The sequence below is a fragment of the Dokdonella aquatica genome, from assembly GCF_051987395.1.
Classification (GTDB): domain Bacteria; phylum Pseudomonadota; class Gammaproteobacteria; order Xanthomonadales; family Rhodanobacteraceae; genus Dokdonella.
On sequence record NZ_CP197094.1, the window covers coordinates 2,021,483 to 2,034,058 of the forward strand.

Genomic DNA, 12,576 nt, shown 5'->3' on the forward strand with positions numbered 1-12,576 from the left:
GCGCATCCCGCGTACGTGGCCGCCGTGATCGTGATGCCGGACCGGCATGTGCCGGCCGCCGCACGGGGCCGCGTGCCGCGCTCGGCGGATGGCGTCGTGGTCCGCAGGAGGCGGGCGTGGCGGTGGCATGTCACCGCGCCGTTTTGCGTTCTGTCCTGCAGCGTTGTACACCTTGCACGACATCGGGAGGGAACGGCATGGCGAGGACACCGTGGGTGGGTTTGCTGCGCCGCGCGGCGCGGGTCGCGGCGATCGCGAGGACGACGGGACAGCCGCTCGACGAGATCGTCGCGCGCGAGCGCGAGGCACGCGTCGACCGCGCACGTCGGCGCTTCCTCGGCCAGTCGGCGGTCGCCGGCGCGGCCCTCGCCGCGGCGGCCTGCGCGCGCACACCCGTCAAGCCACATGGCGATGACGGCATCGTCGTCGTCGGCGCCGGCATCGCCGGGCTCATGTGCGCCTACCGGCTGCGCCAGGCCGGTCAGCGCGTGCGCGTCTACGAGGCGCAGGAACGCGTCGGCGGCCGCATGCTGAGCCTGCGTGGCCATTTCGCCGACGGCCAGGTCTGCGAGCTCGGTGGCGAACTCATCGACACCGGCCACGTGCGCATGCGCGCGCTCGCGGCCGAACTCGGCCTCGTCCTCGACGACCTCGCCACCGACCCGACCGCGTCGCTGGGCGAGGTCTGGTTCTGCGAGGGGCGCCGCCACGACGAGGACGAGATCCTGCGCGCGTTCGCGCCGATCGCCGACGCGATCGCGCGCGACGCGGCGACGCTGCCCGACGACGACATCACGCTCGACGCGCCGGGCGGCGCCGAAGCGCTCGACCGCGAGACGATCAGCGGCTGGCTCGATCGCCACGGCGCCTCGGGCTGGCTGCGCACGCTCATCGAGGTGGCCTACACGACCGAGATGGGACTCGAATGCGGCGAGCAGTCGGCACTGAACCTGCTCACGTTCATCGATCCGGGCCTCGAGCACTTCCGCATCTTCGGCGAGAGCGACGAGCGCTACCACGTGCGCGGCGGCAACGACCTCGTCGTGAGCACGCTCGGCGAACGCCTCGGCGGCGCGATCGAACTCGGCCAGGTGCTCGAGTCGGTGCGCGCGGATGCGGACGGCGGCTACACGCTCGGCTTCCTGCGCGGCGGCGCGGCCTCGCAGGTGCGTGCGCGGCGCGTCGTGCTCGCGATTCCGTTCACGACGCTGCGGCGCGTGCGACTCGACGTCGAACTGCCGCCGGCCAAGCGGCGAGCGATCGCCGAGCTCGGCTACGGTACCAACGCCAAGCTCATGATCGGCGTCAACGAGCGCGTCTGGCGCACGCGCCACGCGAGCGCCGCGAGCACCTTCACCGACCTGCCGCTGCAGACCACGTGGGAGACCAGCCGCCTGCAGGACGGCGCGGCCGGCATCCTCACCAACTTCGTCGGCGGTCGCCACGGCCTCGCCATCGGCGAGGGCTCGCCACGCGAGCAGGCCGACACCGCGGCTGCGCAGCTCGACGCGGTGTTCCCGGGCTTGTCGTCGGCGCGTGCCGGCGCGCGCGAGGCGCGATTCCATTGGCCGACGCATCCGTGGACGCTCGGCAGCTACGCCTGCTTCCGGCCGGGTCAGTGGACGACGCTGCGTGGCGCGATCCAGGCCTCGGTCGGCGAGCTGCATTTCGCCGGTGAGCACTGTTCGCCCGACAACCAGGGCTTCATGGAGGGCGGCTGCGAATCGGGCGAGGAGACGGCGAAGCGCCTGCTCGGCGGCGACGCCACGACGGCGATGCCGCTCGAGGCGTGGCGCCGCCGCGTGGCCGGCGTGCGCGTCGCGTGAGGCATCGCGCGAGCGCCTGAACCGTGACCGGCCCGTGCCGGGCCGGTGGCTGCCCGGAACACGGGCCGCGCAGTAGCATGCGCGCTACCCCACGGGACGAAGGATCGGGTCGCGGATGAGCTCATCGACAGGACAGCGCGCGCGCTGGCTGCCGTCGCCGGCGCGGCTGCGCGCCCTGCTCGGCGTCGCCGTCGTCGCGCTCGCGCTGGTCGCGCTCGAGCGCGAGTTCCGCACCACGAGCTGGAACGAACTGGTCGGCGAGTTGCGTGCACTGCCGTGGACGGCGCTGGCGATGAGCCTCGCCGCGGCGCTGTCGAGCTACGCGCTGCTGGTCGTGTTCGACTGGCAGGGCCTGCGCCTCGTCGAGAAGCACGTCGCCTGGCCACGCCTCGCGACCACCTCGTTCATCGCCAACGCACTCGGCCACAGCCTCGGCATGGCGCCGCTGACCGGCGGCACGGTCCGCCTCAAGGGCTACGGTGACGCCGGCGTCGGTCTCGCCGACATCGGACGCATCGCGTTCCAGGTCAGCCTCGGTTTCGCGCTCGGTGCGTGGACACTGACCGGTCTCACCCTCGCGTTCGCGCCCGCGCATCTCGGTGACGTGCTGCCCGGGCCGGTACGCCTGTGGCAAGGCGTCGGCATCGGCGGTCTCGCCGTGCTCGCCGCGGGCCTGCTCGCGCTGCGGGCGCAGCCGCGGCGTCTCGCGCTCGGGCGCTTCTCGCTGCGCCTGCCGACGCGACGCGACGGCTGGCTCGCGCTCGTGGTCAGCGTCGCGGAACTGTCGTGCGCGGCGGCGGCGCTGTACGTGCTGCTTCCGAACGATGCGGACGTGTCGTTCCCGGCGTTCGTAGGCGCCTACGTGCTCGCGATCCTCGCCGGCGTGATCTCGACCGTGCCGGCCGGCCTCGGCGTGTTCGAGTGGACGCTGATCCAGCTGCTGCCGCAACTCGACAACCACGCGCTGCTCGCGTCGATCGTCGCCTACCGGCTCGTCTACTACGTCGTGCCGCTCGCGATGGCGCTCGCCGCGCTCGGCGCGGTCGCGGTGCGCGGGCCCGCGCGGCGGCTGAGCTCGATCGCCGGTGCGACCGTGCCGGCGATCGCCGCGGCCGCCGTGTTCGCGGCCGGTGCGTGGCTGCTCGTGGTCGGTTCGCTGCCGGTGCCGCGCGATGCGGTCGCCGCGCCGCTGCCGCTGCTCGAGTTCTCGCACCTGCTCGGCAGCCTGCTTGGCGTGCTGCTGCTGATCCTCGCGATCGGCATCCAGCGCTGCAGCCGCGGTGCCTGGCTGGTCACGCTCGGCGTGCTCGTGCTCGGCATCGCGACCTCGCTGATCCGCGGCGACCCGACCCTGCTGACGATCGGCATGGCCGTGCTCGGCGTGCTGCTGGTGCTCGCGCGACGTCACTTCGCTCGCCCTGCGGCGATCCTCGAATCGCGCTTCAGCCCGTTCTGGTGGCGCAACGTCGCGCTGGTCGTGCTCGGCGCGGGTTGGCTCATGCTGTTCGCGTACCGCAACGTGCCGTACCGCAATCACCTGTGGTGGCAGTTCGAACTCTCCGGCGATGCGCCACGCGCGCTGCGTGCGCTGCTCGCCGTGGTCGTCGTGCTGATCATCGTGGCGTTGTGGCAGCTGCTGCGGCCGGCACAGCGCCGCGACACGCTGCCCGCCGCGAACGAGCTCGATGCGCTGCAGCCGCTCGTCGACGCGGCGACGCAGACGCAGGCCAACCTCGTGCACCTCGGCGACAAGGCGATCCTGCGCTCGCCCGACGGGCTCGGCTTCCTCATGTATCGCCGCACCGGACTGTCGCTCATCGCGATGGGCGATCCGGTCGGACCGCCGGCGAGCCGCGAGGCCTTGCGCTGGCAGTTCCGCGAGCTCGCCGACCAGCGCGACCTGCGCTGCGTGTTCTACCAGGTCGGTCGCACGGACCTCGAGGCCTACCTCGACCTCGGTCTCGCGCTGATCAAGCTCGGCGAAGAGGCGATCGTCGACCTCGCCACGTTCTCGCTCGAAGGGCCCACGCGTGCCGACCAGCGTCAGGCGCGCAACCGTGGCCTTCGCGACGGCTTGCGCATCGAGCACGTGCCGCTCGGTGCCGTCGACGCGTGGCTGCCTGCACTGCGCGCCATCTCGGACCGCTGGCTCGGCGGCAAGGCCGGCACCGAGAAGGGCTTCTCGCTGGGCTGGTTCGACGAGGACTACCTGCGGCGCTTCCCGGTCTCGATCGTGTTCGACAAGGACGGCCAGCCGCTCGCGTTCGCGAACCTGTGGCTCGCGCCGGCCGGCGGCGAACTGTCGATCGACCTCATGCGGCACACGCCCGATGCGCCGCGCGGCGTCATGGATGTCCTGTTCATCGAGCTCATGCTGTGGGGCCGCGAGCACGGCTACCGCAGCTTCAACCTCGGCATGGCGCCACTGTCGGGCATGTCGCGGCACCGGCTCGCCGCGCGCTCGCAGCGCGTGCTCGGCTTCGTCGCGGGTCACGGCGAGCGCCTCTACGGTTTCGAAGGCCTGCGCCGCTACAAGAACAAGTTCGCGCCGACCTGGCAGCCGCGCTACCTCGCCTCGCCGGGCGGCATGCACCTGCCCGGCGTGTTCCTCGACCTCACGCGCCTGATCAATCGCGGCCCCGAGTCGCGCGTGCCGGCTGGCCTGATCACGCGCACGCTGCGTAAGCTCCGCGCATGGGCATGATCCGTACACGCCACTGGTTGCCGCTCGCCACGCTCGCCGTCGCGTTCATCGTCGTGCTGGCGTGGCCGCGCCACGTCGAGACGCCGCCGGCTGCGCCGCCGACGCCGTCGATCGAGCCCTTGCCGCTGCCCGAGCCGGTCGCGGTCGACGAGAAGCGCGGCGACTTCTCGTTCGGCCGTTTCGGCGACCTTGTCGTGCTGATGCCCGCGGGTACGCCGAGCAGCGTCGTGCTGTTCGTCTCCGGTGCGAACGGTTGGGATGCGCAGGCCGACGCGCTCGCGCGGCCGCTCGCGCAACGCGGAGCACTGGTGGCCGGCATCGATTTCGCGCACTTCAAGCGCGTCGTCGAGTACGACCACGGTCCCTGCGTGTACCTGTCGTCGGATTTCGAGGACCTCGGCCGCGCGATCCAGTCGCACTACAAGCTGCCGAGCTTCCATTCGCCGCTGCTCGCCGGCGTCGGCGACGGTGCCGCGCTGGCCTACGCGATCCTCGTGCAGCAGCCTCCCGGCACGTATGCGGGCGGCGTCGGCGTCGGCTTCATCTCCGAGCTGAACATCGCGACCTCGCTGTGCCCGGCGTACAGCATGCAGAGCCATGCGATCGCCGGGCGCAAGGGCGTGTTCGCGCTCGAACCGGCCGACGCGCTCCCGGCGCCCTGGATCGTGTTCCATGCCGACGGCGACCTGCGTGCCGGCATCGACGACGCGAAGGCGTTCATGGCCTTGATGCACGACGGCGAGCGCGTGATCGTGCAGGGCGTCGATGCCTCGTACGCGCTGACGCCGGCGTGGGAGCCGGCGTGGCTGGCCGCGTTCGCGCGCCTGCGCACGGTCGCGCTGCAGGCGACCGCGCCGGCCGCGCAGCAGTCGCTGGCCGACCTGCAGCTCGTCGAGGTCGCCGCGACGCAGGGCAGCGACGACCGCTTCGCCGTGATCCTGACCGGCGACGGCGGCTGGGCCGGCATCGATCGCGAGATCGCGGCCGAGCTCGCCTCGCGCGGCATCCCCGTGGTCGGCCTGTCGACGCTGCAGTACTTCTGGACCGAGAAGACACCCGAACAGACCGCGAACGACCTCGACCGCATCGTGCGCTACTACCTCGCGCACTGGAACAAGCGCTCGGCCATGATCATCGGCTACTCGTTCGGTGCCGACGTGCTGCCGTTCGCGATCAACCGCCTGCCCGACACGACGCGCGCGCGCATCGACCGCGCCGCGGCGATCGCGCCGGGCACGACGGCCGAGTTCGAGTTCCATCCGGCGAGCTGGGTCTCCGACGGCGACACCGGCCTGCCGATCGCGCCCGAGATCAAGCGCCTGCAGGTGCCGTTCGTGTGCATCCAGGACGACAGCGGCGAGGATGCCTGCGACGAGGCGGACCGCACGAAGCAGCGCGTGCTGCGCCTTCCGGGCGGTCATCACTTCAACGGCGACTACGCGACGCTCGCGCGCACCGTGCTCGAGCCGCTGCCGGGGCGAAAGCCATGACCGGCCCAGGCACGCACGGCACCATGCCGTGTGTCGCGCCGCGGGTGCGCTGAGGCATGCGCGCGCTGCGGCGGCTGCTCGTCGTCCTCGTCGTCGTTGCGGTCGCGTATCTCGCGGTCGTCAATCTCGTGCTCAACACTGGGCTTGGTCCGTCGCTGGCCAACCGAAAGCCCGAGAAGTTCACGCTGCACTGGACGCATGGCGTCACCTGGTGGCCCGGTCGCGTGACGCTGTGGGGCGTCGAGGCGCGCGGTCATGTGCGCCACGTGCGCTGGCAGGCCCATGCGCGTCGCGCGAGCGGGCAGATCGCGCTCGGCGCGCTGCTGCGGCGTGAGCTGCACGTCCCCGATCTCGTCGCCGACGACGTGCACGGTGAGGTCGCGCGGGCCGACACCGACATGCCGCCACCGCCGTCGGAACCCGGCGGCTGGACGCTGCGCTTCGACCGCATCGCGACGACCTCGCTGACCGCGGCGCGCATCGTCGGCGTGGACCTCGCGATGCACGGCGAGGCGACCTTCGGCTTCGTCAAGCAGCTGCGCGGCGGCCCGCTCGAGATCCTGCCGTCGCATGTGCTGCTGCGCGATCTCGAGGCACGCCACGACGGCACGGCGTGGCTGCAGCGGGGCGAGCTCGAGTCGGACTTCTCGCTGCCGTCGCACCTTCGCGAGGACGCGCCGGGCCTGCAGCGCCTGAAGCTCGCGGACGTCACGCTGCGCCTCGCCGGTGCCGTGCCCGCGCTCGCGGTCGACCTCGATGCGCAAGGGCATCTCGACGGCGTCGTCGTCGCCGGCAGCGGCGAGCATGGCACGCTCGACGCGAAGCTCGCGCTGCGTGGCGGCGAGCTCGCCGACGGTGGCGTGCTCGACCTGCGCGTGCCGCTCGCGGCGACGCGCGGGCAGGCGCGCAGCGACGCCGAAGCGATGGCCCACATCGCGGTCGTGTCCGACGCGATCCGCGTCACCGTCGATCTGCCGCCGCCGCCCGAAGGCAAGGGCTCGGTGCGCGCTGATCTCAGCCTTTCGGGACGCGCGTTGCCGATCGCCGCGGAGGCCGCCGAGGTGCTCGCACGCACGCATGGCGAGGTCGCGCTCGACTGGCATTTCGATTCGCTCGAATGGCTGGGGCCGCTGCTCGTGCGCACGCCGTGGCTCGCGCTGCAGGGCGCCGGCCAGCTCGAGGCGCAGCTGCGTGTCGAGCACGGCCGCCTCGTCGCGGGCAGTCGTGCGGCGGTTCCGGCCGTCGAGCTCGTCGCGACCGTCGCCGAACATCGCTTCCACGGCAGCGCACGCGCCGAAGGGCGCCTCGACGACAAGGGCGACCTCGTGCTCGGCCTCGGTCTCGCCGCGTTCGAGGCCGCGGCCGGCGACGCGCCGGGCAAGGCCTTGCTGCGCGGCAAGGACCTGCGCATCGACGCGACCGCGCGCGCCGACCAGGGCTTCCGCGATTCGCTGCAGGCGCACATGCGCTTCAGCGGTGCCGAGGTGCCGGACCTGCGTGCGATCAATGCGTACCTGCCGCGCAAGGCCTTCGCGATCCTCGCCGGCAGCGCGCGCCTGGACGGCGACCTGCAGCTCGACGCGGGCGGCCGCATCTCGGGTGGCCGCGTCGGCATCGCCGCGCGCGGTGCACGCGCATCGTTCGCGGCGATCGAACTCGGCGGCGATTTCGATCTCGATGCGCGCCTCGGCGGCACCGATCTCGCCGCGCGCCATTTCGATCTCGGCGGCACGACGCTGACGATGCGCGGCCTGCGCATCGCCGGCGACGAGCGCACGGCAGGGCAGCGCTGGTGGGCCAACGTCGCATTGCCGCGCGGGCGCGTCGAAGGCTTCCGCCCGCTGCAGATCGACGCCGATGCGCGGCTCGAACTCGAGAACCTCGGTCTGCTGCTCGCGCTCTACGCGCGCCATCGCGACTACCCGCGCTGGGCCATGAAGCTCGCCGATGCCGGCGTGCTGCGTGCCGACGGCACGATGCGCGTGCGCGGCGACGCGCTCGTGCTCGATCGCGTCGAGGCCGCCAACGACCGTTTCGCGCTCAAGGCGCGCCTGCGCGTGGCCGATCGCGAGCCGAGCGGCGACCTGCTGCTGACCTGGGGCGTGCTCGGCATGGGACTCGAACTGCACGGCGATGCACACGAGTTCCACTGGGTCGGCGCGCGCAAATGGTACGAGGCACGCCCGGACCTCATCGCGCGCGGACGCTGAGCGCGGGCTAGACTCGGAGACCCGCGGCCGCGCCGCGGATTCCCGTTGTCCAGCAAGGAGACGCCATGCGCCTGATCCTTCCCGTCGCGCTGTTGTTCGCGACCGGCCTCTGCGAGGCCGCCAAGCCGATCGATGTCGACACCATGTGGTCGCTCAAGCGCCTCGGTGCACCGACCATCGCACCCGACGGCAGCGCCGCGGTCGCGCCGGTGACCACGTTCGACACCAAGGAGAACAAGGGGCGCACCGTGCTGTGGCGGTTCCCGATCCCGGCCGGCGAGGCGCGTGCGCTGACGTCGGAAGGTGCCGATGCGGGCGCGCCGTCGTACAGCCCGGACGGTCGCTGGCTCGCCTTCACGTCCAAGCGCGAGGGCGACGACGTCGGCCAGCTCTACGTGCTGCCGCTCGAAGGCGGCGGCGAGGCGCGTCGCCTCACGCGCGTGCCGACCGGTGTCGGCGGCATCAAGTGGTACCCCGATTCGAGCCGCGTTGCGTTCGTGACGCGCGTGTGGCCCGGCAAGGACTGGAAGGCTGCCGCCGAGGAGCTCAAGAAGCGCAAGGAGACCAAGGTCAGCGCGCGTACCTGGGACAAGGCGCCGATCCGCCATTGGGACCAGTGGCTCGACGATCGCGAAGCGCACGTCTACAGCGTCGGCCTCGACGGCGGCGAGCCGGTCGCGCTGACCCTGCCGTCGGGTCGTCCGCTGCCACCGCAGGAACCCGGCGCGGGCTCGTACGACATCGCGCCGGACGGGAAGTCGATCGCGTTCGTGTCCGACACGGCACGCGACGGCGTCGATTCGAACCCCGACATCTGGTTCCAGCCGATCGGCGGCGGGCAGGCGCGCAACCTCACACCCGAGAATCCCGGCAACGACTTCTCGCCGCGCTTCAGCCCGGACGGCCGCTCGCTCGCGTTCGCGCGCCAGACCATCAAGGGTTTCTACGGCGATACCCAGCGCCTGTTCGTGCACGACCTGCGCCGCGGCGCGAACCGCGCGATCGCGGCCGATTGGGACCGTTCCGCGGGCGGCCTGCAATGGTCACGCGACGGCAAGTCGCTCGTCGGTGCGATCGACGACGCCGGCACGTCGCGCCTGTACGAGGTGTACCTCGACGGCCGCAAGCCGCGTGCGATCACCGGCAAGGGTGACGTCGGCGCGCCCGATCTCGCGCGCGACGGTTCGATCGTCGCGCTCCAGCAGAGCTTCGTGTCGCCGCCGCGGCTCGTCAGCATCGATCGCCGCAGCGGCAAGGCCAGCGTGCTCGACCGCATCAACGACGACGTGCTCGCCGGCATCGAATGGGGCAGCTACGAGAGCGTCACCGTGAAGGGCGCGCGCGGCGACGACGTGCAGATGTGGATCAACTACCCGCCCGGCTTCGACCGCAGCCGCAAGTACCCGCTGTTCGTGCTGATCCACGGCGGCCCGCACAACGGCATCACCGATGCGTTCGCGTGGCGCTGGAACGCGCAGGTGTTCAGTGCCTGGGGCTATGTCACGGCGTGGCCGAACTTCCATGGATCGAGCGGCTTCGGCCAGGCGTACACCGATTCGATCAACCCCGACCAGGACACGCTGCCGTACGAGGACGTGATCAAGGCGACCGAATGGATGGCCGCTCAGCCGTACATCGACTCGAGCCGCATGGTCGCGGGAGGCGGCAGCTACGGCGGTTACCTCACCTCGATCATCCTGGGCCGCGAGCACCCGTTCAAGGCGCTGGTCGCGCATGCCGCGGTGTACAACTGGTTCACCCAGGTCGCGGCCGACTACGGCGCGAGCAAGCGCCGCGACGGCCAGGAGTTCTGGAAGGCGCCCGAACTGTTCGCGAAGAGCTCGCCGCACTTCGGTGCAGGGAACTTCAAGACGCCGACGCTGGTGATCCACGGCGAGCAGGATTTCCGCGTGCCCGTGAACCACGGCATCGAGCTGTTCAACACGCTGCAGAACCAGGGCGTCGAGAGCCGGCTCGTGTATTACCCCGACGAGAACCACTGGGTGCTAAAGCCGGCCAATTCGCTGCACTGGTACGGCGAGGTGAAGGCCTGGATCGAGAAGTTCGCGAAGCCTGGCGTGACGCCGTAAACCCCTCGCGCGGCGCGTCGCAGGACGGGGCGCCGTCGGTTCGCCGGCGTATCGATGCAGTGCAGCAAGGCCATGCTGCATTGCCGCGTGGCAAATGCCGCCGAATGATTAAAATGGCGTTAGCGAGCGCACAGTCTCGTGGGGAGGGAGAACCCGCCGCGGCAGCAATGCCCGGCGGGTTTTTTTATGCCTGCCGTTCGGGCGACCCGGTACCTCGTGGCCCGTCTCCGCGCTCAGGCGTCGGCCGCGGCCTGCGTACGCAGGCGTTCGAGGAAGGGCTGTTCGCGGCAGGCTCGTTCCAACGTCCACAATGCGGCCCAGAGGTCGCCTCCGCCTGTCGCGAGCAGGCCGGCCGAAGCCTTCTCCATCGTCGCGAGCGCTGCGCGCACGCGGGCGACTTCGTTGCGCCCCTGGGCGGTCAGCACGATCAGCGTGCGTCGCCCGTCCGCGGGATCGGCTTCCGACGACACGAACGCGAGCCGCGTGAGTTCGCGGATCCAGGTGATCACGAGCGGGTGCGACTGATGCAGCAGGGCGGCGAGTTCGGTGACGCCGAGCGCACCTTTCCCGTCGAGGGCGAGCAGGGTCGAGATCGTGCGCGGCGGGGCGCCGACGCCGGCCTCGGGATACCAGGCCGCGGCACCGTCGACGAGTTCGTCGGCGAGCCGGCGCAGCAGATGGGCGAGGAAGGCGGGGCCTTGCGCGTGGATGAAGTCGTGCACGGGATCGCGTGGCCATGGACCGGGACTGGCAAGGCATGTTGCCGGCCGGCGGCATATGCATCAATATTTACGTAAATGTTGACGGGATTTCCGCCATGATCCGATACGCACGTGCCGTCGCCGTTCTGGCGGCGATGCTCGCCGGCGCGAACGCGACGGTCGCCGAGGAAGGTCCGACGCCAGCCGTCTCGCGACCTTGTGCGGTCGGCAGCTATGCGATGGCCGACGGGACGGCGTTCGACATCGGTCCCGGTGCAGGACAAGGCGAACTGCGCTGGCGCCGTCCCGATGGTCGCACCGGTGCGCTCGCGCCCGCTGCGGAAGGCGGCTGGACCAGCACGCTCGGCTGGACCGGCAAGGCCGATGGCGTGAGCGTCGACACCACGGCGTGCGCGAGCGGCCGCATCGTCGTCGACGGCGTAGCCGGTGAGCGCATCGCGCTGCGCGAGGTCGACACGCGCTTCCGCGGCAGCGGCATCATGCTGCAGGGACGGCTGACCATGCCGCCGGGCGAGCGGCGTGTCCCGATCGTCGTGCTCGTGCACGGCGCCGAACGCGACTCGGCGCTCGAGCGCTACGCGCTGCAACGCCAGTTCGCGGCAGCCGGCATCGGCGTGTTCGCCTACGACAAGCGCGGCACCGGTCGATCGGAGGGCCGCTACACGCAGGATTACCTCACCCTCGCGACCGATCTCGTCGCGGCGACGCGCGAAGCACGCCGCATCGCCGGCGGGCGCGCCGGACGCATCGCCTATCAAGCCGGCAGCCAGGGGGGCTGGGTCGCTCCGCTCGCCGCACGCATCGCGCCGGTCGACGTCGTGATCGTGTCGTTCGGTCTCGCCGTCTCGCCGCTCGACGAGGACCGCGAGGCGATCGCGTTCGACATGCAGCGCGCAGGTCACGGTCCCGAGGTTCTCGCCAAGGCGATGCAGGTCGCCGATGCGATCGCGACGATCGTGCGCAGCGGCTTCCGCGAGGGCTACGACACGCTCGCCGGGATCAAGACGCGCTACGGGCGCGAGGGCTGGTTCGCCGACGTGCGCGGCAACATCGCGGGCTACATGCTCGCCTCGACCGAGGCGACGATGCGCGCCGAAGGCCCGGTCCTGCTCGCGGGTGTGCCGGCCGACTACGATCCGATGCCCGTGCTCGCGCACCTCGATGTGCCGCAGGTGTGGATCTTCGGCGGGCAGGACCGCGATGCACCGCCGTTCGAGACGCTGCGCAGGCTGGCTTCGCTGCAGCGCGAAGGGCGGCCGATCACGACGGTGCTTTTCCAGGAGGCCGATCACGGCCTCTACGACTTCGCGATCGACGCCAACGGCGAGCGCGTGTCGACACGCCAGCCCGATGGCTACTTCGACCTCATGGTCGACGCGATCCACGGAAGGGCGCTCGCGGCGCGTTACGGCGCGGCGCGGATCGAACGCGCCGCGTCACATGCCGGCGCCTCGCGAGGACGATGAGCGAGGGCAGCGGTTGCCGCGCTCGCGCGTGGAAGGGCATGGCATGCACGACGAGCGCGCAGGCCTGC

General features: G+C 71.5%; 7 protein-coding genes. 6 read left to right on the forward strand and 1 reads right to left on the reverse strand.

Annotated elements, in window-relative coordinates; all coding sequences use genetic code 11:
* Window positions 1–197: 197 nt before the first annotated feature.
* The 5 genes from ACQQ2N_RS08945 to ACQQ2N_RS08965 all read left to right on the forward strand — a co-directional run bounded on the left by ACQQ2N_RS08945 (window position 198) and on the right by ACQQ2N_RS08965 (window position 10,320).
* A complete protein-coding gene (locus tag ACQQ2N_RS08945) occupies window positions 198–1,826 on the forward strand; it encodes a flavin monoamine oxidase family protein (protein ID WP_440225367.1) in 1,629 nt (542 codons plus the stop codon).
* 115 nt (window positions 1,827–1,941) lie between these two features.
* Window positions 1,942–4,530: a bifunctional lysylphosphatidylglycerol flippase/synthetase MprF gene (mprF, locus tag ACQQ2N_RS08950; protein WP_440225368.1), complete on the forward strand. Its 2,589-nt coding sequence runs from the start codon at window positions 1,942–1,944 to the stop codon at window positions 4,528–4,530.
* On the forward strand, window positions 4,527–6,020 hold the full coding sequence (locus ACQQ2N_RS08955) for an AcvB/VirJ family lysyl-phosphatidylglycerol hydrolase (protein WP_440225369.1): 1,494 nt from the start codon (window positions 4,527–4,529) through the stop codon (window positions 6,018–6,020). Before mprF ends, ACQQ2N_RS08955 begins: the two co-directional genes overlap by 4 nt.
* A gap of 56 nt (window positions 6,021–6,076) precedes the next feature.
* Window positions 6,077–8,230 (forward strand): hypothetical protein, encoded by a 2,154-nt coding sequence (locus ACQQ2N_RS08960; protein ID WP_440225370.1) that lies wholly within the window; start codon window positions 6,077–6,079, stop codon window positions 8,228–8,230.
* A gap of 65 nt (window positions 8,231–8,295) precedes the next feature.
* Entirely contained in the window at window positions 8,296–10,320 is a 2,025-nt protein-coding gene (locus ACQQ2N_RS08965) for a prolyl oligopeptidase family serine peptidase (RefSeq protein WP_440225371.1), read from the forward strand.
* 233 nt (window positions 10,321–10,553) lie between these two features.
* Here ACQQ2N_RS08965 and ACQQ2N_RS08970 read toward each other — a convergent pair whose 3' ends face one another.
* A complete protein-coding gene (locus tag ACQQ2N_RS08970; protein ID WP_440225372.1) occupies window positions 10,554–11,042 on the reverse strand; it encodes a MarR family winged helix-turn-helix transcriptional regulator in 489 nt (162 codons plus the stop codon).
* Window positions 11,043–11,137: 95 nt separating this feature from the next.
* Between ACQQ2N_RS08970 and ACQQ2N_RS08975 the strand changes: the two genes are divergently transcribed.
* Window positions 11,138–12,508 (forward strand): alpha/beta hydrolase family protein, encoded by a 1,371-nt coding sequence (locus tag ACQQ2N_RS08975; protein WP_440225373.1) that lies wholly within the window; start codon window positions 11,138–11,140, stop codon window positions 12,506–12,508.
* Window positions 12,509–12,576: the final 68 nt, after the last annotated feature.